The organism is Flavobacterium myungsuense, from assembly GCF_042677265.1.
GTDB classification, from domain to species: domain Bacteria; phylum Bacteroidota; class Bacteroidia; order Flavobacteriales; family Flavobacteriaceae; genus Flavobacterium; species Flavobacterium myungsuense.
Window position 1 is genome coordinate 1 of the sequence record NZ_JBHTIZ010000007.1, and the last position, 21,865, is coordinate 21,865.

Consider the following 21,865-nt stretch of genomic DNA (forward strand, 5'->3'; position numbering starts at 1 on the left):
GTTTGGTTACAAAACCAAGGTGATCTTAACTTAGTAGGTAAAACTGGTGGCTCGTTTGGTGTACGTGCTGTACAGCTAGGTCCATAACCCAGCCAAGTACCATCTATGTAAAGGGCTACTCGGAAACTGTAGTTTTTAGCCCAATTGAATCCACGGTTGGTAGGATGATCAAAAGTAAAACCCGCTGGATTAAAAGTAAAATTACCGCTTGTAACAACTCTAACAACATTTGCCTCATCTGTTACCTCGAAACGATATTGCGTAGCTCCAGCAACTGAATTACATTGAACAATTTCATTTAGGAAACGAAACGTTTTTCCACAAAAATTATCTCTTATTGTAGTACATTGTCCAATTGTTACTGTTACTGATCCCGATTGGGCTTGTGAACATGTATTTGCATCCATAACACTTAACAAAGTATAAGTAATAGTTCCAACAGCATTTGTTGGTACAGTTACTGTTGGTGTAGTTGAAGTAGTAGTTAAGTTAGTGAGTGTGGTAGTAACTCCGTTAATTACACTAGTTCTATTATAGGTAAAGATAAAAGGAGGAGTTCCTATTACTCCAGTGAAAGTAACGGCAGCCTGCCCTTGATTAACACATTGTGCTGCATTATTTACTCCTATCGTTGCGGTAGGTAAAGGATTTACAACTAGGCTACCATTCACATAGTTAATATCATAATTAGCTATACCTGTACCCACAGCATTAGAAGCTACTATTGAATAGGTATTTGCAGCTGCTCCAGAAGATGCTCCTGAACTAGTTAGGGTAACTTCATCTACACTATCACCTGAAACAATAGAACCTCGAGAAAACTCTGAACCTGTAAAGGTAAAAGTAGTTCCACCACATTTAACTTGATTATTAGACGTTATTGTTAGCGCCCTTTTTGTAATTACTCCTATATTTCCACTTACAGATGCTGCATTGCTTAAAGTATAATTAGCCGCATCTGAACCCCCTAAGCCTAATGATGTTACAGTAACTGTTTTTGCTGTACCTACGTTCTTTGTATCGTATAAACCAGCTGTATCGGTTACTATTACATCCTCTGAACCTATTATTCCTGATAAATCATAGTTTGCCGAAGTTAAAGTGGCATTAGTATTTCCATTATATTCCTTTTCAATAATGCCTGTCAAACTCGCCGTTAAACTAACTCTTGAAATTGTACCTACATTTCTAGAAATACTAGTTGGGTTACTTAAAACATAATTTGATGCATCTGCTCCACCTAATAAAAGAGACTCAACAGTCACCAACTTTCCAGTACCTTGATTCTTGTTGATATATGTACCCGAAGTATTTGTTATTGTCACAGTTTCTCCACTCACTATCCCACCGCTTAAACTGTAATTTGCAGTTGACAATGTTGCCGTATCATTGCCATCATATACTTTGCTAATTACTGTAGCAGTTAAACTTGCAGTTAAACTTTTTGCACTAATAGTACCATTGCCTACTGGCACATATGTAATAACATAATTATTACCGCTATTACCATCATTTATAACCAATCCACTTGGAGTAAGCACTTTATTCCCAGAACCAACATTTTTGTTATCAAATGTCTGAGTAGGTGCGGTTGTTGTAGTGTCACCCGACTCTAAAGTATAAGTAGGAACTCCATCCGAACTTATATTTCCATCATATGTTTTAGCATCAGTAACAGCTGTTACATTTATTGATTTTTTATTGATTGTAAAAGTATATGCAGGCGTTGAACTAGCCGCAAAATAATCATTATTTTCTGCTACACTTGCTACTACTTCATAGTTTCCTGCATTTGTAGGAGCAGTATTTGAGGAATAGGAATTTCCTCCAACATTCGTATACAATAAAGTGGGAGTAGCACTTGATGAAGTAGTTACTGTTGCTGGTCCTTGCGCAGTCCCATTATAGGTAAAAGTTTGTGTTCCTGATACGCTTATTGTTGGTGTTCCTTTAGGAACCAATTCTCCAGTAGTTGTATTAAATGTTGCTCCTAAAACGCCTCCAAAAGAAATCTTATTTAATTGAGATTGTGTTAATCCAGAACCAGTAATAATTATCTTACCCGCTGTTCCTGAACCAGAAGGACCTCCTGTACCTGTCCAACCCGTAATATTTAATGTACCTCCTGTCCAAGTTAATGCATTACTATTTGCAAATGTCAAGGTATGACTTCCTGAACCTAAAGCTATAACTGATGAACCTGTTACATTTAAGGTCCCTAATGTGTCAGAGCTACCTGTAATTCCTGTACTAAAAGTACCACCATCTAAAACTAAATTTGATGAATCTGAAATTCTATTTGCAGCACTTATTCTTAATGTTGCACCAGAATTTACTACTGTTGATCCTGTATAAGTATTTGCTCCAGAATAGATAACCGTTCCTTGAGATACGATTACACCACTAGTATTTACAATAGCACCGCTTATAGTTGTTGTACCAGTTCCTCCAGATATTGTTAAATTTCCACCTAAAAATATTTCATTATTATAGGTTGCAGAACCAGAACCATTTAAACCTATAGTACGAGTAGCACTACCTGTATTTGGTGCTACATATATAGATTGAGGAACTGTAATTCCAGTATTTGCTAATATAGAAACATTGTTAGATGTTGAAACATCACCTATATTCAATCCTAAGTCTATACCTCTTTCTGTAGTAGAAGCATTTGTACCTAAACCAGCGTTATTACCAACAATTACTGTACCAGCCCCAACTTGAGTTTGACCTGCATAAGTACTTGATCCGCTAACAGTAAGAGTTCCTAATCCTGATTTTCCTATTTTGGTGGTGTTAGTACCTCCAGTTAATTGGCCTGTTAATGTAAATGTCTTAGTTGTTGCAACATCTATAGCCGCATTAGTAGAACCTGTTGTTACCGCTATATTTGTTGATCTAGACGTATCATCAGTAATAGCAAGTGTTCCTGAGATAGCAGCGTTACCTATAGTAACAACTCCTGTCCCTAAAGAGGCATTAGTAGGAACTGAAAGTGTACCCGCTCTTAAAGTAGTACCGCCAGTATTGGTGTTTGTTCCAGACAATCTAACAGTTCCTGTTCCAATATTTACCCCTTCTTGATTTATAATAATAGGGTTGCCATTAGTATTTATATTTCCTGTAAATTCATTAATCCCAGAACCTGCAGCATATAAATTAAAATTACTACTTAAGTCATTTATAGTTCCTGAAAAAGTATTAGTTCCTGAGGTATTCAATCCTCCAACAACTCTAGTATCTGAGTTTCCAGCAGCAACAGTTATGTTATTTGCAAAAGTTGTTCCTCCGGTTGCGTTAGTTAGCCAAAGTTTAGTAACATTAGCCGCACCAACAGCTCCAACAGCAACTGCATTAGTAGAAGCAATAGAACCGGCATTACTTTCTATCCACAACTCCCCATTTTGTATAGTGGTATTACCAGTGTAGGTTTGAGCTCCGTTAATTCTAGCAATAGCACTAGCTGAATCTATTAAAACTGCTCCAGCTCCTGAAATCACATTGGTTCCGGTAGTTAAAATACCACTTACAGTTACTGTTTTTCCAGAAACAACTGAAGTAGCTGTGTTTAAGGTAATAGTGTGTGCCGCCTGAATATTTACATTATTATTCCCTGTTGCTCCAGGAGCTTGAGTAGCATCTGCCCATAACCCCGTTACACTTTCATATTCCCATTTGGTGATATCCGTCCAGTTTCCAGTTGCTTTACTTCTAAAATTAGCCACATTTGGATCAATTAGTGTGTAAGAATAAACAACTGGTGTGGTATTAAATTGAGCCCCAAATACATTATTTGCAAAACCTTCTGTACCACAAGCTCCATTCCATGCTCCAATAATGTATTTCACCGTCGTCCCTGCTGTATTGGCCGATAATGGAATGGTACCCGTTGCAATATCTCTGCCCGCATTGGTACAAATATAGGCTCCTGAAACAAATTGAGTCGTTCCGGCTCCGACACCTCTAGTCCCTGAAGGTGTGCTACCATCTGTAGTATAATATATTCCTGTATTACTCCATTGTAATTGCTCTTCAATATTCCATTGTATTACTAAATTTCTTCCAACTGATGGATTAGCACCCCAAAAATTTCCGCTTCCTGAACAAGCATTATAAGTTGCAGTAGTAGAACTAGCCACATGTACCACATATTTAGGTGCAGCTGAATTAGCGCTTACCGAAGCGTTTACTGTATTACCACTACTCACTGCGCTACTACAAGCAGTTGCTTGATTACTAAGATTTGTTATCGTTATTGCTGTGCTTCCAGCATTAAGGTTTGAAGTAGTAAAAGTTCCCGATCCACCCGTAAAAACCATACTTGCAGTACTGCCTGTTGCAGTAGTTGATCCTGATAAATTATAAGTTACTGTGTAGGTAGCAGCAGCAAGAGAGCTAGAATTTATTGTAACAGTTGAGCCACTTCCTCCACAAATAGCACTAGCCGATGGAGTACTGAAATTAGATACATTTGGCAAAACAGTAGTTGAAAAACTTGTCGTATTTCCTGAACTTAAGGTGCTTTCACAGCCTGATACTGTTATTTTTTGAATAGTAACAGTTGTACTACCACCACTGTTAGCTATATTTCCGGTTACAAATGTTCCAGTACCGCCACTCATCGTCAAAGTTGCAGTTAACCCAGTTGCTGCATTAGGAGCCGATAAATCATAGGTTACTGTAAAACTTCCGTTTCCTAGAGAACTTGAACTTACAGAAACAGTTGATGGAGAACCTACACAAGCTGCCGTTGCAGATGTAGTTGAAAAATTACTAACGTTAGGCGCAGAACATTCAGCTATTTGAAAATCTCCAAATGCAGTCAATCCTGTAGCTTGTGTAGTCGTTGCTGTTCTGGTACCAACCGTTGGAAGAGACCAACTTGTATTAAAACGCCCTACTAAAAGATTGGCAGTTGTAGGTGAGCCTATCAAATCTCCTGAAACAAAAGTAAATGTTGGAGCATAAGTAACAAGACCTGTTAATGCTACATTATTTGCAATTGTCCAATTTCTTTGCACATATTTTGATTGACTTAAACCCGTAGTTGCAAAATTAGGATGATTGCTTCCTAAAGTACTCACTTGTAAAGTTCCAGTGCTATTTGTAATGTTTCCATTAATAGCAATTGAAACTGGGGCATAAATAGCACCGTCTCCTACCTGAAAAGTAACCGTTGGATTATTTGCAGCTGCAACAATTCTTTCAAAATTTCCTTGTACGTGAGACGTATTTGAAGGAGTTCCTGCTATAGATCCCGAAGTCCCTAAAGTTAGTTTATTAGCTCCTGTATTGATAACCCCAGCCGTAAAAGTTAGAGCTCCATTAACGGTAACGTTACTTGCGAGAGTAAGTTTATTTGTTGCTGAATATGTCTTATTAATTTCTAAACCACTAAAGGTTTCTCCTCCAGTTCTAGTAATAGTTTGCGCAGTTGAACTATTATTGAAAACTACCTTAGCACTATTAGCAATACTAAATATTGATCCTGAACGACTCCAGTTTCCTCCTAAAGTTGTTGTATTACTTATACTAATGTTACCGTTAATTGTAACATCTCTACCTATTGTTAGAGTCGCATTTCCTCCTCCAAAATCCATATAAAAACTAGATCCACTATCTATAGTTAAATTCCCTAATAAGGTAGCGGCTTGACTTCCTGATCCTCCTACATTATCAGCATCCATTGTGGTATTATTACTAATTTGCACATCAAAGGGCTGTAAAGCACTAGTCCATTCTAAACCTCTTGTTTGAGGATTTACTCCTGTATTATAGATTAATTTAGATGTTGTTGCAGAGTAGGAAGGAGAAAAAGTAGTAGAATAACCACTATTCATTTGCAAGGTCCCATTCACCACTATCGCACCGTTATTAGCACCTCCTCTTGTGATTGCGCCACCTACCTGTAAAGTACTTCCTGAATTAATAGTCAGCGTTCTTGTATCATTAATCGTTAATGCTCCAACAGTCGCATTTTGATCCATAGTACAATTCCCATTAATAATTACAGTACCCAAATTAGCAGAAGTTGATGGAGTAACACCTGTATTCCAATTAGCAGCCGTTGACCAAAGGTTACCTGAATTGGCAGTAAATGTTAAATTTTGAACGGTATAAGAATAATTTGAACCAGCATTGTTATTAAAATTAATAGTTCTCAGATCTGAATCTGAACCATTCGAAGCGGGAGCTACTGCCGTACCCGAAGTAAAAACGTAATATCTTACAGTTAATCCAGCTGTGTTAGTTCCTGCAGGTATATTTGCAGAGTATGAAGTTCCTGAACCTGTCATTTGCACAACAGAACTTGAACTGAAATTGTCATTTGAATATCTCAAATATACTCCCTGGCCTGTAACCAAATTTCCAGATAATGTAGCTGTTACAGTACTTGCTAATCCATTTACACCACCAGGATTACTTACCGATGAAACACTTACAGCAGTCCCTCCAATAACAAATACAACAGCGTTGCCCCCTGCATTACTTCCATCGGTTTTAAAAATTACATTATCGGTAGCATTAGGCACGTTTATTCTCCAAGCAAAAGAGTTACCACAACTACTACCTACTGCAGTAGTAGTGCCATTTGTAAAGAAAGTGCCATTTGAAGCGGGTTGATATTCACCACATGGTGATCCATCTCCAAAAAATCTAAAATATTTATCGCCTGCAGTTCCTACAGTTTTTGTAATAATTAAACTAGATCCTGCAGAAGCGCCCATTGATTGACCGCTACCCCAACTACCTCCGCTAAAATCACCTGAATTCAATGAATTTTGAGCATGAATACCATTATTAAAAAAGAACGCAATCAATAAAAAAACTAAACTTTTATTAATTGAAAGCCCTTTTGAATTGGGTTGGATGATAGAAGAAGCTAGTGAAGCATTCTTCAAATTAAGTAAATTGTAAATCATAATAAACTGGTTTAAAAAATTAAATATATTGGTTTGGTATTTTTTAAATCTTAACTTTCTAAATAATTTGATGTTTGCTTAGAAAATAAATGAATTGTTAACTCTATATGTATTTTGTGTAAATCACATATATTTTAATCTATAAAATAGCTGTTTTTAAATACATTTTACAAACAATTAACAATCTAAATTATTAAAAAAACATTAACTACCAAATCTTAAAAATAAATATGACAGACTATAACGTTTTCGTGTTGATAAATAGTTATTTTTTAAGGTAATAAAAACTTACAATGAAAAAAAAGAACTAAAAAATTATAAATTTAGGAATAAAAAAAGCATGAATAAATTGCGCTTAGCGATACTAAACCACATAATACCTTGATTTTCATATTCTAAAAACTAGAAAAAGGAAATTTATATGTTTTTGAGTTATAACTTGTATCCTCTACTCTCATAAAACAAATCATCTTACTGAATTTAAATCGTTAAATCGATATAAGTTAAGAAGTTACAATAATTTAAAATTAGAATCATTTTCAATTCAAATAAAGTTAGTATTTTAGCATAAAAATTTTAAACCACAACTTATGATGACAAACTACACTTTATTAAAGACTACAATAGTAGCCTTATTTTTTTCTTATACTTCTTGGAGTCAAGCTACTATAGCACAATGGAACTTTAATGGCCCATCTGCAACCGAAGTTGCTGGAGGTGGAACTTCGCCTCAAGTATCGCTTGGTATTGGAACTGCCCAATTAGTTGGAGCTGCAACGGCTACTTTTGCTGCGGGAAATACAACACCAGGAACACTTGAAACTGAAACAGCAGCTACAAATTTTGGTTGGAATACTACTGGATATGCTTCAGCAGGAACAGACAACAAAGGAAGAGGCGTGCAGTTTAATGTTAGTACCGTTGGCCAAGCAGGAATAGTATTTAAATTTGAACAACGTTTAAGTAATTCTGCCAGTAATACTTATATAGTATTCTACACCGCAGATAGAACTGCTGGTTCTCCCAATTGGATAGAAGCTCAAACATTTTCAGTTACTCCGGCAGCAACTGGTACTGGTGATACTTGGTACAATAACCCACTTAGAACTGTAGATGTTTCTACAATTACTGCCTTAGACAATAATCCAAATGTTGCTTTTAAAGTAGTTAGTGCTTTTGATCCTACAGCTGGAGATTATGTTGCCGCACGCTCTACAAATGTGTATTCAACAGGTACTGGCGGTACTGTTCGTTATGATATGGTAACGATTACTAGCAATACAACATTAGGAACAAAAGGATTTGAAAGTGCCAAAAACAACTTTAAAATGTTTCCAAATCCATCAAACAAAGAAATTGTCCAGTTTAATGAGGCTCAAGATGTAAGCGTTTTTGATATTTTAGGAAAATTGATTTTGAAAGTTAAAAACACAACCACTATTGATACTAAATCATTTCGATCTGGAGTGTATCTAGTGAAAACAAAAACAGGAATCACTCGAAAGTTGATTGTGAAATAATTTACAATTCTACTATCATATATAAAAAAAGAGTTTTGATGCTATCAGAACTCTTTTTTTTTATACATGACAATTATCATTTTTAAGTATTAAATGTAAACTTACTTTTGGATACTGAAAAATAGTATCATGAAAAAATCATTGCTTCAAAAGTATAATATTCCAGGACCAAGATATACGAGTTATCCAACTGTTCCGTACTGGAATGAAACCGATTTTAATTATCAAATTTGGATAGATACCTTAAAAAAATCTTTTTCAGAAAGCAATGATTCAGAAGGCATTAGTCTGTACATTCACCTGCCATTTTGCGAAAGTTTATGCACCTTTTGCGGATGCAACAAACGTATTACCAAAAACCACAGTGTAGAACATCCCTACATTGAAGCTATATTAAAAGAATGGTCTTTGTATTGTAAAATACTTAACAAAAAACCAACTATAAAAGAAATTCATTTGGGAGGTGGTACTCCTACTTTTTTTTCCTCTAAAAACTTAGAAGATTTAATAAACGGAATTTTTAGTCATGCTACTAAAGCTGAAAATCATGAATTTAGTTTTGAAGGCCATCCCAATAATACCAAACGAGAACATTTACAAAAATTATACGATTTAGGCTTTCGTAGAGTGAGTTTTGGGGTTCAAGATTATTCTGAAAAAGTGCAAAAAGCCATTCATAGAGAGCAACCTTTTCATAATGTGGCAAAAGTTACTTTTTGGGCGAAAGAAATTGGTTATACTTCTATTGGTCACGATATTATTTTTGGTTTGCCTTTTCAAAAACTAGAAGATGTAATTGATACTATCGAAAAAACAAATTCATTGCAACCCGATAGATTGGCTTTTTACAGTTATGCCCATGTGCCATGGATAAAAGGAAATGGCCAACGTGGATTTAAAGATGAAGATGTTCCTAAAGACGATATAAAAAGACAGCTGTATGAAGTAGGCAAACATTTATTATATGAAAATAATTATCATGAAATAGGAATGGATCATTTTGCCTTGAAATCTGATAGTATGTTTAAAGCCTTTGAAAACAAGCAATTGCACAGAAATTTTATGGGATACAGCTCTTCTAAAACACAATTAATGATTGGTTTAGGAGTATCAGCAATTAGCGATAGTTGGTATAGTTTTGCCCAAAACGTGAAAAGCCTTGAAGACTATTTTCAAATGCTTGAATGGGACAAATTACCTGTTTTTAGAGGTCATTTATTAACTGATGAAGATTTAATTATAAGAAAACACATTCTTAATTTGATGTGTCAATTTGAAACATCGTGGGCAGACCAATCCAATTATTTTAATGAGATACCCGAAGTTATCATGCAATTAAAAGAGCTAGAAAATGACGGATTGGTAACAATTTTAAATAATGGAGTTCAAATTACCGAAGCTGGGAAACCTTTTGTTCGTAACATTTGCATGGCTTTTGATTTGCTTTTAAAACGAAAAGCACCAGAAACACAGTTGTTTTCGATGACTGTTTAATTAATGACAATTTGGGTGTGCTTGAATAAATAAACTTAAATTTCCCGGAGAAACATAAGGAATACCAAGTCCTAGTCCTCTAAGAATAAATAAAATTCCGATACATACAGCAGCATAAGGAATAATTTTCTGAATTTTATTTCGAATGGGAAGCGTTAAAAAGGAGTTGAGATACACCACACTACTCATTAAAGGAACAGTACCCAATCCAAACAAAGCCATATACAAAACTCCAAAACTGATACTCTGCATCGCAATGGCGCCAAACAAGGCAACATAAACCATTCCGCAAGGTAAAAATCCGTTTAACAATCCTATAGTAAATAGCGATTTGTAACTTTTGTTTTTAAACTGACTTCCTAAAGTGGTCTTTACCTTTGAAATTAATTTAAAAATTGGTTTTGAAAAATTATAATTGGCAAAATTTTTCTCTGGAATTAATACTATCAAAATCATCGCAATACCAATAAAAATAGATAGCTGTTGCTGAATTCCGGCAATAAATAAACCTTGTCCGAGCATACCAAAAATAAAACCAATGCTTGCATAGGCAGTAAGTCTACCTATATGATACGTTATAATTTGTGTGGTTTTTTTAGCAGGATTGGTTCTATCAACGGGAAGCATCATAGCGATTGGGCCACACATTCCTATGCAGTGCAAACTACTAATAAGACCAAAGATAAAAGCAGAATAAAGCATTTTTTTTTTAGATTATAGATGATAGACCGATAGATGATAGACAGAAGTTTATGTCGATAAAAAAATTATTTTCTTAAAAATTTGTCTATATTCTATTATCTTTTGGTCTTTTTCTTTAATTTATATATACTATTTCTTTAGTAAGATATGATTTTCCTTCATATTGCCATTCCATATTAATATCCCATCGACCGCCTAACAAACTTGTTTTAGGTATGAGCAAAGTTGGATTAGTTAACGAAATAGGAATTTCGAAATCTAATTTTTTGTTAGACGGTCTATAAAGGGATACTTTACCTTTGATATTTTTTGGGATAAATTGATTTGGAAAATTAATGCTTACTCCTTGAGCATTATTTACTATTGATGGTTTGTACTTTAAATCGGCTGCATTTTGAATACGAATCATTTCGTCTCCAAATTTTGCATCGTGTTTATAGTATTCTTCAACTACCAAGTCATTATCATATTTACTTTCTGTTTGTACTTTTATAATAAAATAAAAAATAAAACTTGCAAATAATACAAATGCTATAACTATCGATGTTCCCCAATTGATTTTCATTTTTATTTCTTTATTTAGTCAAAAGTCCGTGGACTTAAAAAACTTGTTGTTGTCGTTTCAATTTTTCTATCGCCATTATAAACCTCAATCTTCAGTTTTGTTTTATCACTTTCTAATAAAAATCTATTGATTTCAATAAATAAAGTACCGCCAGTCATTCCTTGTTTTGGTATTTTTAAATCTTGCACGCCAACTACCTTCAAATTTCCTTTAATTCCATTTAGTTTAAAATGCACTTTATTAAAATCTTCATTTGTTTTATTGATAATTTTAAAGGTAAAAATATTACTAATAGCGTCGCCTTTATGTTCGTATAACTGACCCGGTAATCTTAAAATAACAGTTTCGACATCGTTTCTTAAAAACAATAATCCTGTTAAAACACCAACTAATATGAATAATACGGCAGTATACCCTTTCATCCTATTGGTAAACTTGAATTTTGCTTTTTTCTCAATTTCATCTTCAGAAGCGTAACGAATAAGTCCTTTGGGTAAATTGACACTTTCCATTATTGTATCGCATTCGTCAATACATGCGGTACAATTTATACATTCTAATTGAACTCCGTTTCTTATATCAATTCCTGTTGGACAAACGTGAACACATTGTTTGCAATCTATACAATCTCCTTTTCCAGTAGTAGCTCTATCTTCTTGTTTGTTGAATTTCGCTCTTCCTAATTCTTTTTCACCACGAACAAAATCATAGGCAACATTAATCGATTTATTGTCTAAAAGTACTCCTTGTAATCTTCCGTATGGACAAGCAATAATGCAAACCTGCTCTCTAAACCAAACAAAAATAAAGTAAAAAACCCCTGTAAAAATAAGTAATGCTACCAAAGTACTGAAGTTGTTTTTTGGCCCTTCCTCAATCATTTTAAACAGCTCGTCACTGCTTATTAAATAGGCTAAAAATATATTAGCTATAAAAAAAGATAGAATTAAAAATATGAACCACTTCAACCCTTTCTTTCTAATTTTTTCAGCATTCCATACTTGTTTTGACAGTCTAATTTGTGCGCCACGATCCCCTTCAATCCAATATTCTATTCTTCTGAACACCATTTCAAGAAAAATAGTTTGTGGACAAATCCAACCACAAAATAATCGCCCAAAAATAACTGTAAAGAGAACAACAAAGACTACTCCAATAATCATGAAAAGAACGAAAAGATAAAAATCTTGTGGCCAAAACGGGAATCCGAATATATTAAATCTTCGTTCCAAAACATTAAACATCATAAACTGATTGCCATTAATTTTTACAAACGGATTGGCAACTAGAACTAGCAATAAAAAATAACTAACCCATTTTCGATAATTGTAAAATTTACCGCTTGGTTTTTTTGGAAAAATAAATTTCCTGTTCCCCTCTTCATCAATCGTTGCGATAGAATCTCTAAAAGATTCATCTGAATAATTAGACATTTTTTACTTATTTACTTGAGTGCTATCCATTTTGGCAGTTGCAATAATATCAGTTTTTGCTGTGTTTGGGTCAATCCAAATTTCACCTTCTGCAACTTTCGCGTCTTTAGGGTTACTTCCTTGTAAAGAAATAACATAACTCGCTACTTTTTGCATTTCTGTAGGTTTCAATGTACCTTTCCAAGAAATCATTCCTTTTCCATCTCTACCACCATGTTCAAGTGTATGGAAAATATTTTTGATTCCTCCACCTAAAATCCAATGATTATCTGTTAAGTTAGGTCCTATTTGTCCACCACCATCTGCTCTGTGACAAGCTACACAATTGTTGGTAAAAATAGTTTTTCCTTCAGCTAAACTAGGTGCATCTGTTAATAAAGTAACTGTTTCTTCATCCATCATATCAGGTGCGTTTTTCATATATTCTGCTACTTCAATTTTAGCTTGAGCCATTTCATTTTTGAGTTCCATTTCTTGATCTGGAGCTCCTAAAATTTCAAATCTAACGAGATAAATTATGGCAAATACTATGCATCCGTAGAACAAATAAACCCACCATGGTGGTAAAACGTTATCCAACTCTTTAATTCCATCATAATCATGGTCTAACAATAATTGTCCCTCACTTTCCATCGGGACAGTTCGTGTTAGTTTTTTCATTATATTTTTATACCAATCACTTTCTTTGAAACTTAAGCTATTTACTGCATCGACTTTTTGTTTTTGTTCTTCTGAAAGAATTTGATACATCACATTATCAATTGCACTTACCGTAATCTCAATTGCTATCAAAAGAAAAAGGAACACTGCCAGAAATAAGGAAATCATAGGAAACTTTATAAAAGCAAAATCATCTCCAGAGTCAACAAAATATTCCATAGCACCAACAACTGAAAGGAAAATTAAAGGTACTCGTATGTAGGAAGGGATTAATTTTTTCATTTTTTAAATTTTTAAAGTAATATAACTAGTATCCATTTTTTTTATCATTCAACGGAATTTTACTTATCTCTTCTATTTTCTCTTTCTTATAAGAGAATACCCAAAAACCTAATCCTAGAAAGAAGAAAAAAAAGATTAATAGTGAGAGTATAGGAAAAATGGCAACTCCATCTATAGTTTCCATATTGTGTTTTATTTGCTCGAACATAATGGTTTAGTTTTTAGCGTTATTTTTTACTTTTATATCAGTTCCTAACCGCTGAATATAAGCTATCATAGCTACAATTTCTCTTTCATTCATAGGTACAAATTGCTCTCCTTTTGCTTGTGCTTTTTTCTTGCAATTTTCATAACTTTTTACGAAATCGGGATCTGCTTTTAGATTCGCTTCTATATTTAGAGCTTGTTTTCTCAAGTCTTTAGTAGCATTTGCAATTTCGGCATCAGTGTAAGGAACACCAAGAGTTCTCATGGCTCTCATTTTCTTTTCTAACAAAGAAATATCCATAGATTCGTTATCAAACAACCATTTATATCCTGGCATAATGGAACCAGAAGAAATACTTTGTGGATCCCAAAAATGATTGAAATGCCAGCTGTCATTATATTTTCCACCTTCTCTCAATAAATCAGGTCCAGTTCGTTTAGAACCCCAAAGGAATGGATGATCGTATACAAACTCTCCCGCTTTGGCTTGTGGTCCGTAACGTTCTACTTCGCTTCTAAAAGGACGAACTGATTGTGAATGACAACCCACACATCCTTCACGAATGTATAAATCACGACCTTCTAATTCTAAAGGTGTATACGGTTTTACACTGGCAATAGTTGGAATATTTGATTTGACCATTATAGTTGGAACTATTTGAATAATTCCACCAATTAAAATAGCAACAACCGCAAAAAGTGTCAACTGGATAGGTCTTCTTTCCAACCAAGAATGGTATTTTTCGCCTTTAATTCTACCAGAACTTATTTTGATTAATTCAGGTGCTTCAGCTAATTCGTCTTCCACGTTTGCATTAGCACGAACAGTTAGAATAATGTTATATACCAATACAAACATTCCTATTAAATACATGGTTCCTCCAATAGCTCTCATCCAATACATTGGCATAATTTGAGTTACAGTTTCAAGGAAGTTCCCGTAGGTCAACGTTCCGTCTGGATTGAATTGTTTCCACATAGACGCTTGTGTAAAACCAGCAACATACATAGGTAATGTGTATATTATAATTCCTAAAGTTCCAATCCAAAAGTGGAAATTGGCTAATTTAATAGAGTATAATTTTCCTTTTGTCATTCGAGGTATCAACCAATATATCATACCAAATGCCATAAATCCGTTCCAAGCCAATGCACCAACGTGAACGTGGGCAATAATCCAATCGGTATAATGCGCTATAGCATTAAACTTTTTAAGCGATAACATTGGACCTTCTAAAGTCGCCATTCCGTAACCAGTTATTGCAACTACGAAGAATTTTAAAATGGGTTCTTCACGTACTTTATCCCAAGCTCCACGAAGTGTTAAAAGTCCGTTTATCATACCACCCCAAGAAGGTGCTATTAACATGATGGAGAATACAACCCCTAAGTTTTGTGCCCAAGTTGGTAAAGCAGAATATAGTAAATGGTGTGGTCCTGCCCAAATATAAATGAATATCAGAGACCAAAAATGCACAATAGATAGTCTGTAAGAATAAACAGGACGATTTGCCGCTTTAGGTATAAAGTAATACATTAAACCTAAAAATGGTGTCGTTAAGAAAAAAGCCACGGCATTATGACCGTACCACCATTGCACTAAGGCATCCTGTACACCCGCATAAATACTATAACTTTTTAAAGTTGAAACAGGCAATTCTAAACTATTAAAGATATGTAAAACAGCTACAGTAACGAAAGTGGCGATATAAAACCAAATAGCGACATATAAGTGGCGCTCTCTTCTTTTCAAAATAGTTCCAATCATATTGATACCAAAAGCAACCCAAATTAAAGCGATGGCAATATCTATTGGCCACTCTAGTTCGGCATATTCTTTTGATGTGCTATACCCTAACGGGAGAGAAACAGCTGCGGCAACAATAATGAGTTGCCAACCCCAAAAATTTAAATTACTCAAAAAGTCACTGAACATTCTGGCTTTAAGTAAACGTTGCAGGGAATAGTATACTCCTGCAAACATGGCGTTTCCTACGAAGGCAAAAATTACAGCATTGGTATGTAAAGGTCTTAATCTACCAAAACTCAACCAGGAAATTCCGTCGGTAATATTTGGAAAAAGAAACATTATTGCTAATATAAGTCCTACCAGCATGCCTACTACACCAAAAACGATAGTGGCGTAAAGAAACTTCTTTACAATTTTGTTGTCATAATAAAATTGTTGGATTTCCATAAATTAAAAAGATTATTGGTTATTGATTTTTTGTTTTGATTTTTTATTTTGATTGGAATCTGACGTAGAATCAATAATTTTTTTATCAACAAGCTCATCGTCAAAAAGCATACGAACAGAAGGCGTATAATCGTCATCATATTGTCCTGTCTTTATAGCAAAAATAAAAGCGATAAAAAAGCCAACGGCGACTACTATACTTATAGAAATTAATAAATAAATAACACCCATACCTAAAATTTGTTAGACAAAATTACTTTTAGAAATTTTTATAAAACATGATATTTGTCATGCTTACAGTTTTGCATTAAATTTAATCGGTTCTGGTCCTTAAAAGTTATACAATTCTAGTTTTTATTTGCATAATAATTACTCATCAATGTCACAAAACTTACAATGGTTATAGTGCTTAAAGGCATTATGATGGCTGCTACCAAGGGTGATAAATTTCCTGTAATAGCGAACGATAATCCAATAATGTTATATAATATCGAGAGCCCAAAACTCATTTTAATAAGACTAATTGATTTTTCTGATAATCGTAAAAAATAACCTAATTTTTCAAACTCACTGGCATCTAAAATGGCATCACAAGCAGGCGAAAAAACATTTACGTTTTCTGAAATGGAAACACCAATATTACTTTGTGCTAAAGCTCCAGCGTCGTTTAAACCATCTCCAACCATCATGACGTTTTTGCCCTCTTCTTGCAATTTTTTTATAAATTCTAATTTCTGTTCTGGCTTTTGATTAAAGATTAATTCTACTCCTTTTGGAAGCATTGCTTCTAAAGTACTTCGCTCCCCTTCATTATCACCAGAAACTATTTTTATTTGGTAATTAGTTTTTAAATTTCTAAAAAGTGAAACTAGACCCTCTCTATATTCATTATTAAAAATGTATTTTCCAAAATAAACTTCATCAATCATTATGTGTACTGCGGTTTGCTGAATACTATTTTCTTCTTGCATCCCTACAAAAGAAGCAGAACCTATTTTTATTAAATTGTTATCTATTGTTGCTTGGATTCCTTTACCCACAATCTCCTGATACCCTAAACAAGTTAATCGCTTTGTTTCAGGAAAAAAATCATATAACATTCTGCTTAACGGATGGTTTGAGGCTCTCAAAACATTTTTAATAGCTATGCAATTTTCTTCGGACAATGGTTTTCCTTCGTATGTAATATTCGATTTTTTATTGGTTGTAATTGTTCCCGTTTTATCAAAAACGATGGTATCGACTTTTGCTAATTGCTCAATAACAATAGCATTTTTAAGATAAAACTTTTGTTTTCCTAAAATTCGTAAAACATTCCCGAAAGTAAACGGAGCAGTCAATGCCAGTGCGCAAGGACAAGCTACTATTAATACTGCTGTAAAAACATTAAAAGCAATATTGGCATCAATAAATATCCAATATCCAAAACCAGCAAAGGCAATTAGTAAAAGTATTGGAGTGAAATAGCGACTAATTTTATCTGTAATGGTTTTGTGGTGTTGTTCGACATTTTTTTGAAAAATAGCATTGCTCCACAACTGTGTTAAATAACTTTGTGATACCGTATGTAACACTTCCATTTCTATAACTTTACCAATTTGTTTTCCGCCAGCAAAAACTTTGTCTCCTGATTTTTTTGTTATTGGAATGGCTTCTCCCGTTACAAAACTATAGTCAATTTCTGTTTTTTCAGAAATTAATATGCCATCAACAGGAATGAGTTCTTGGTTTCTAATTACTAATCGGTCGCCTTTTTGAATATCATAAATCGGAACACTTTCCTCAGAATTATTGCTATTTATTTTAGTAATTGCAATCGGAAAATAAGATTTAAAATCCCGCTCAAAACTCAAGAAACTATAGGTTTTAATTTGAAACATTTTACCCAATAGCATAAAAAATATCAAACCAGTTAAGCTGTCAAAAAAGCCTGAACCATAATTCATTACAATATCAAAAGTACTTCTGATAAAAAAAATCACAATTCCTAAAGCTATAGGAATATCAATGTTGAGCATACCCGATTTTATACTTTTGTAAGCAGAAACATAATATCCACTTGCAGAGTAGAAAAAACTTGGCAAGGACAATGCAAAAATTAACCAACGGAAAAATCCACGATAATGGTCTAACCAATATTCGCTTACTTCAAAATATTCTGGAAAAGAAAGCAGCATGATGTTACCAAAACAGAAAAAGGCAACTCCTAGTTTATAGGTCAAACTTCTATCAATAGTGCTTTTTTTAGTTTCATAATTCTCTAAACTTATATACGGTTCGTATCCTATCGAGCTTAATAAATTAACAATTTCTTTTAGAGAAACTATATTAGGACTGAATGTAATTCGGACTTTCTTTTCAGGAAAATTAACTTGTGACGCATTTATTCCTTTTTGAAGACGCTGTAGATTTTCCAAAATCCAAATGCATGAACTACAGTGAATATGAGGAATGTTAAGTGAAACGATAGCCGTTTTGTCCTCGTAGAATTCCAGAAGTTTTGAAACAATACTCTCATTATCTAAAAAATCATATTTACCTTTTATATCTAGCGGAGTTGCCCCAGGTGATTTTTCGAAATCATAATAACACGTCATATCATTGAGACTAAAAATTTCGTAAACGGTTTTGCAGCCGTTGCAACAAAAATCTTTGGTGTCAAATTCAATTCGTTCTTCTTTTACAATATCTAAACCACAGTGGAAACATTTTTGTGCATCCATAACTTTACTCATTTTACCTTTGGCAAATTTCTCAAACACTTGTTAAGAAAAGGATGATATTTATCATATAAATGTACTAAATTTGCAATACTAAAGAGGTACTTAAATGAGTAAATGTGAACAATGTATCGTAAGAGAATTCAGTTCTTTAAAGGCCCTTAATAAAGACGAATTACTACAACTTTCTGATTGTAAAACGTCATACACTATTAAAAAAGGGGAAACCATTTTTGAAGAAGGTGAAAATGTTAATGGTATCTATTGTATAAAAGACGGAATTTGTAAACTTACAAAATTGAGCCCCAATGGTAAAGATCAGATTGTTAAGTTGGTAAAAAAAGGCGAATTATTAGGACAACGCGCTATGATTAGCGAAGAACCTGTGAACCTAAGTGCCGTGGCTCTTGAAGAAATGCAGGTGTGCTTCATACCCAAATCAGATATCATGGGTTACTTTGATAAAAACAATCAGTTTTCTATGAATGTGATGCGAACCATTTGCAGTGATTTGAAAGATGCTGATGACCATATGGTTTCTATGGCGCAAAAAACAGTTAAAGAACGATTAGCAGAAACCTTACTTTATTTAGAAGAAACTTTTGGAAAAAGTAGTGACGGCTCCTTAAACGTTCAACTTTCTAGAGAAGAATTATCAGGAATGATAGGTACTGCTACCGAAAGTTGCATTCGATTATTATCTGATTTTAAAAAATTAGGTTTGATAGAATTGAATGGTAAAAAAATAGTTTTAAAAGATAGTAGTAAATTGAAGAGAATTTCGGAATAGCGTTACAACTTCTTTGCCTCTTCCCAAAAAATATCCATCTCAGCAAGTGTCATATTCTTTCTGGTGCTCGTCTGCGACGAGTACCTACTTACTTTCGTATGACAAATAAAGCGTTTGAAACGCGGGTCATAAAACATTCTACCATAAAGGCTCTACATTTACATTACAAAACACTGTATTATCCTATTCATAATTTCTATAGCTGCTATTTACATAATCTCTTTCATGAAAAACGATTTCGGCAGCTACAGGATTATAATGTATATAATTAACTCGCTGTTCTATTTTTTCTAAAGTATCTAATATAACTGGATGAAAACCATCCTGCCATAATTTATAATTTTTAGCCCTTCCTGATTTTTGTGCTTCATAACTAAATTTCCGTAAAAGCCATTCTCGTCTACTCTCTGGATGTTCTTGAATTGCTTCTACAAGTTTTTTGGACGTAAATTTTTTAAAATCCCGAATTACATTTTGCAACTCGCCATCAAATGCTGTTACGATTAAATGTATATGACTCGTCATATATACATAAGCATGTACACTCAGTCCTTTTTCCTTTATACAGTAATTTAAGGAATCATCAATAATAGTACAATAAATAGGTCTTGTAAATAAATCTACCCAATCTACAACTGTTATAGTAATAAAAGTAGGTACAGTGCTATCTATAACTTTGTATTTCTCAGACATTGTTTTCTTTCAAATATATTGATTTTATGAAAACTATGAAAAAGTTGGTTTATAGTATTTATGCTTTTGTAACCGCGTTGCAAACGCTACGATTTGTCTTTTAACTAGATAGGTACTCGATGTAATCGAGCACCAGAGAACATGCAATTCCGCGCTATCCGTTTTGCGACAAATCCGCGCCATCGGGTGTTATTACAAACTGACTTTAGTATACTTAATTATATTCTTTTTTTTATAAATAATAACCGATTTTCGATAACCACTTTCCTCGAAGTTTAAGTAATATACCCCGTTTATTGAATCACATTTGGATCTTGTTTGGTAGAGTACTTTTCCAATCATATCTTTTGGAATGATGATAGTGACTGAATAATAAGTGTCATTAAAATTCAGTGGTGATTCTTCTTTTTTTATTTTATATTCATTTTGAAAATCAACATTAATAATTACCTCTAATTCTTTAATATTATTTAAATTTTCATCACATGAAAAAATAATAAAAAATAAAAAACAAACAAATATTCTCATCTCTATTAAATTATAGTTGTTCCCATGAAGTATATCGTATATGGTGTACCAGCACCATTATAACCAGCACCTGCTGCTGTTGCAAGATTTCTAAAAATCCCTTTAGCAGTGAAATCTTCCTTCATATCAAAATTATAAGTGTCAAGTAATGCCATTATATCCCCATTACCAATATACACAACAGCTATAGAGCCGTAAATCTACGCTTGACTTGGAAGTGTAGGGTTTGAAAAATAAGCCCGATAGCGCGGATTTGCAATCCGTGAACACAAACAAAGATTAAAACTAAATTTTAATTCTAATTTGTATTGATTACAACTTCTTCGCCTCTTCCCAAAAAACATCCATCTCAGCTAAAGTCATATCCTTTAAAGGTTTGCCTAATTCACCCGCTTTGCTTTCCAGGTATTGGAATCGTTTGATAAATTTTTTATTGGTGCGTTCTAAGGCATCTTCGGGATTTATGTTTAAAAATCGAGCGTAATTGATCATCGAAAATAATACATCTCCAAACTCAGCTTCTATTTTATCTTGATTTCCTTCCTGAACTTCAACTTGCAATTCCTCTAATTCTTCTTGCACTTTATCCCAAACCTGATGCAGTTCTTCCCAATCAAACCCCACTCCTTTTACTTTATCTTGAATTCTACTTGCTTTTACTAATGCTGGTAAACTTTTGGGAACGCCTTCTAAAACCGATTTCTTGCCTTCTTTTAGTTTTAGCTTTTCCCAATTTTGTTTTACTTCTTCTTCGTCAGCCACAACTACATTACTATAAATATGTGGATGGCGATGAATGAGTTTATCGCAAATTTCATTGCAAACATCAGCTATATCAAAATCGTTGGTTTCACTTCCTATTTTAGCATAAAAAACAATATGCAACAATAAATCGCCTAACTCTTTTTTTACTTCGTTTAAATTATTATCTAAAATCGCATCTCCTAATTCATAAGTCTCCTCAATAGTTAAATGCCGCAACGTTTGAATGGTTTGCTTTTTATCCCAAGGACATTTCTCTCGCAATTCATCCATAATAGTTAATAGTCGTTCAAAAGCTTGGAGCTGATTTTTTTTGGAGTTCATTAAGAAAGGTTAAATGGTTTAAATTATCATTGTAAAAATAAGAAATCCTGTCAGGAAAACATCGT

At 33.7% G+C, this 21,865-nt stretch carries 16 protein-coding genes; 3 read left to right on the plus strand and 13 right to left on the minus strand.

The genetic code is table 11. The features are described from left to right. A partial coding sequence (locus tag ACFQ0S_RS02780) for a beta strand repeat-containing protein (protein ID WP_379819045.1) occupies positions 1–6,923 on the minus strand: 6,923 nt, incomplete at its 3' end. Positions 6,924–7,513: 590 nt separating this feature from the next. Between ACFQ0S_RS02780 and ACFQ0S_RS02785 the strand changes: the two genes are divergently transcribed. Next, a complete protein-coding gene (locus ACFQ0S_RS02785; protein WP_379753593.1) occupies positions 7,514–8,443 on the plus strand; it encodes a T9SS type A sorting domain-containing protein in 930 nt (309 codons plus the stop codon). A 129-nt stretch (positions 8,444–8,572) separates the two neighbouring features. Then, positions 8,573–9,937 (plus strand): oxygen-independent coproporphyrinogen III oxidase, encoded by a 1,365-nt coding sequence (gene hemN / locus ACFQ0S_RS02790; RefSeq protein WP_379753597.1) that lies wholly within the window; start codon positions 8,573–8,575, stop codon positions 9,935–9,937. Here hemN and ACFQ0S_RS02795 read toward each other — a convergent pair whose 3' ends face one another. The 8 genes from ACFQ0S_RS02795 to ACFQ0S_RS02830 form a co-directional block, all read right to left on the minus strand. Next, on the minus strand, positions 9,938–10,639 hold the full coding sequence (locus ACFQ0S_RS02795; RefSeq protein ID WP_379753600.1) for a sulfite exporter TauE/SafE family protein: 702 nt from the start codon (positions 10,637–10,639) through the stop codon (positions 9,938–9,940). A gap of 115 nt (positions 10,640–10,754) precedes the next feature. Further along, positions 10,755–11,204 carry a FixH family protein gene (locus ACFQ0S_RS02800; protein WP_379753603.1) on the minus strand — a complete coding sequence of 150 codons (450 nt, stop codon included), beginning with the start codon at positions 11,202–11,204 and terminating at the stop codon, positions 10,755–10,757. Positions 11,205–11,218: 14 nt separating this feature from the next. Further along, entirely contained in the window at positions 11,219–12,637 is a 1,419-nt protein-coding gene (gene ccoG, locus ACFQ0S_RS02805) for a cytochrome c oxidase accessory protein CcoG (protein WP_379753606.1), read from the minus strand. A 3-nt stretch (positions 12,638–12,640) separates the two neighbouring features. Continuing rightward, positions 12,641–13,579 (minus strand): cbb3-type cytochrome c oxidase N-terminal domain-containing protein, encoded by a 939-nt coding sequence (locus tag ACFQ0S_RS02810; RefSeq protein WP_379753609.1) that lies wholly within the window; start codon positions 13,577–13,579, stop codon positions 12,641–12,643. Positions 13,580–13,604: 25 nt separating this feature from the next. Continuing rightward, positions 13,605–13,787, minus strand: coding sequence for a CcoQ/FixQ family Cbb3-type cytochrome c oxidase assembly chaperone (locus ACFQ0S_RS02815; RefSeq protein WP_379753612.1), 183 nt, complete (start codon positions 13,785–13,787; stop codon positions 13,605–13,607). Positions 13,788–13,793: 6 nt separating this feature from the next. Continuing rightward, complete coding sequence (ccoN, locus tag ACFQ0S_RS02820) at positions 13,794–15,983, minus strand: cytochrome-c oxidase, cbb3-type subunit I (protein WP_379753615.1); 2,190 nt, start codon at positions 15,981–15,983, stop codon at positions 13,794–13,796. Positions 15,984–15,995: 12 nt separating this feature from the next. Next, entirely contained in the window at positions 15,996–16,214 is a 219-nt protein-coding gene (gene ccoS / locus ACFQ0S_RS02825) for a cbb3-type cytochrome oxidase assembly protein CcoS (RefSeq protein WP_379753618.1), read from the minus strand. Between the two features lie 116 nt (positions 16,215–16,330). After that, entirely contained in the window at positions 16,331–18,706 is a 2,376-nt protein-coding gene (locus tag ACFQ0S_RS02830) for a heavy metal translocating P-type ATPase (protein WP_379753620.1), read from the minus strand. A gap of 106 nt (positions 18,707–18,812) precedes the next feature. Between ACFQ0S_RS02830 and ACFQ0S_RS02835 the strand changes: the two genes are divergently transcribed. Next, positions 18,813–19,493, plus strand: a complete 681-nt coding sequence (locus tag ACFQ0S_RS02835) for a Crp/Fnr family transcriptional regulator (RefSeq protein ID WP_379753623.1) — start codon at positions 18,813–18,815, stop codon at positions 19,491–19,493. Between the two features lie 183 nt (positions 19,494–19,676). Here the strand turns inward: ACFQ0S_RS02835 and ACFQ0S_RS02840 are convergent, their stop codons facing one another. The 4 genes from ACFQ0S_RS02840 to mazG all read right to left on the minus strand — a co-directional run bounded on the left by ACFQ0S_RS02840 (position 19,677) and on the right by mazG (position 21,800). Beyond that, positions 19,677–20,186, minus strand: a complete 510-nt coding sequence (locus ACFQ0S_RS02840) for an REP-associated tyrosine transposase (RefSeq protein ID WP_379753626.1) — start codon at positions 20,184–20,186, stop codon at positions 19,677–19,679. Positions 20,187–20,378: 192 nt separating this feature from the next. Further along, positions 20,379–20,714, minus strand: coding sequence for a hypothetical protein (locus tag ACFQ0S_RS02845; RefSeq protein WP_379753629.1), 336 nt, complete (start codon positions 20,712–20,714; stop codon positions 20,379–20,381). Between the two features lie 5 nt (positions 20,715–20,719). Next, entirely contained in the window at positions 20,720–20,869 is a 150-nt protein-coding gene (locus ACFQ0S_RS02850; protein ID WP_379753632.1) for a hypothetical protein, read from the minus strand. 157 nt (positions 20,870–21,026) lie between these two features. After that, on the minus strand, positions 21,027–21,800 hold the full coding sequence (mazG, locus tag ACFQ0S_RS02855; protein ID WP_379753635.1) for a nucleoside triphosphate pyrophosphohydrolase: 774 nt from the start codon (positions 21,798–21,800) through the stop codon (positions 21,027–21,029). Between the last annotated feature and the right edge of the window lie 65 nt (positions 21,801–21,865).

Bases quoted from the DNA above. Each gene is read 5' to 3' on its own strand.
- ACFQ0S_RS02785 (WP_379753593.1), top strand. From the start codon at position 7,514: ATGATGACAAACTACACTTTATTAAAGACTACAATAGTAGCCTTATTT.
- hemN (WP_379753597.1), top strand. From the start codon at position 8,573: ATGAAAAAATCATTGCTTCAAAAGTATAATATTCCAGGACCAAGATAT.
- ACFQ0S_RS02795 (WP_379753600.1), bottom strand. From the start codon at position 10,639: ATGCTTTATTCTGCTTTTATCTTTGGTCTTATTAGTAGTTTGCACTGC.
- ACFQ0S_RS02800 (WP_379753603.1), bottom strand. From the start codon at position 11,204: ATGAAAATCAATTGGGGAACATCGATAGTTATAGCATTTGTATTATTT.
- ccoG (WP_379753606.1), bottom strand. From the start codon at position 12,637: ATGTCTAATTATTCAGATGAATCTTTTAGAGATTCTATCGCAACGATT.
- ACFQ0S_RS02810 (WP_379753609.1), bottom strand. From the start codon at position 13,579: ATGAAAAAATTAATCCCTTCCTACATACGAGTACCTTTAATTTTCCTT.
- ACFQ0S_RS02815 (WP_379753612.1), bottom strand. From the start codon at position 13,787: ATGTTCGAGCAAATAAAACACAATATGGAAACTATAGATGGAGTTGCC.
- ccoN (WP_379753615.1), bottom strand. From the start codon at position 15,983: ATGGAAATCCAACAATTTTATTATGACAACAAAATTGTAAAGAAGTTT.
- ccoS (WP_379753618.1), bottom strand. From the start codon at position 16,214: ATGGGTGTTATTTATTTATTAATTTCTATAAGTATAGTAGTCGCCGTT.
- ACFQ0S_RS02830 (WP_379753620.1), bottom strand. From the start codon at position 18,706: ATGGATGCACAAAAATGTTTCCACTGTGGTTTAGATATTGTAAAAGAA.
- ACFQ0S_RS02835 (WP_379753623.1), top strand. From the start codon at position 18,813: ATGAGTAAATGTGAACAATGTATCGTAAGAGAATTCAGTTCTTTAAAG.
- ACFQ0S_RS02840 (WP_379753626.1), bottom strand. From the start codon at position 20,186: ATGTCTGAGAAATACAAAGTTATAGATAGCACTGTACCTACTTTTATT.
- ACFQ0S_RS02845 (WP_379753629.1), bottom strand. From the start codon at position 20,714: ATGAGAATATTTGTTTGTTTTTTATTTTTTATTATTTTTTCATGTGAT.
- ACFQ0S_RS02850 (WP_379753632.1), bottom strand. From the start codon at position 20,869: ATGGCATTACTTGACACTTATAATTTTGATATGAAGGAAGATTTCACT.
- mazG (WP_379753635.1), bottom strand. From the start codon at position 21,800: ATGAACTCCAAAAAAAATCAGCTCCAAGCTTTTGAACGACTATTAACT.